The organism is Virgibacillus sediminis (assembly GCF_042643265.1).
Classification (GTDB): domain Bacteria; phylum Bacillota; class Bacilli; order Bacillales; family Amphibacillaceae; genus Virgibacillus_O; species Virgibacillus_O sediminis.
Genome location: NZ_JBHRRZ010000018.1, coordinates 1 through 500, shown reverse-complemented (window position 1 = coordinate 500; position 500 = coordinate 1). Strand labels below are relative to the sequence as shown.

Below are 500 nucleotides of genomic sequence, written 5' to 3'. Positions count from 1 at the left end.
TTGTAGATTTTGCCAAACAACAGAAAGTCTCTGTCATTCGCTTGGAAAAATTAGCGAACATCCGGCAGACGGCAAGAACAAGCCGTAAAAACGAAAAGAACCTGCACACGTGGTCATTTTATCGTATCGCCCAATTTATCGAGTACAAAGCGAATCTGGAAGGCATCGAAGTTGAATATGTGAACCCCGCTCATACAAGTCAAACCTGTCCGGATTGTAGTGAAAAAAATAAGGCACAAGACCGAAAATACAGGTGTAAGTGCGGATTCGAAAACCATCGAGATATAGTCGGTGCAATGAACATCAGATATGCACCTATGATTGATGGTAATAGTCAATCAGCCTAAGATGCTATATGCACTGTCTTAGGAGGGGTGATGGCACACCCCCATCTAAAGACCTGTCCAAAACAGAAATGGACTGCGGGCGCTAAGGTACTTTAGAATCCCACTCAAAATCCGAAGGATCTGAGCTTGCGGCTTTAGCCGTGGGAGTGTCAA

General features: G+C 44.4%; 1 protein-coding gene. It reads left to right on the top strand.

Annotated features, from left to right (window positions below):
* Nucleotides 1–347 (top strand): RNA-guided endonuclease TnpB family protein (locus tag ACFODW_RS12285; RefSeq protein ID WP_390306876.1); only part of this gene is annotated, 347 nt, incomplete at its 5' end.
* Nucleotides 348–500 lie beyond the last annotated feature (153 nt).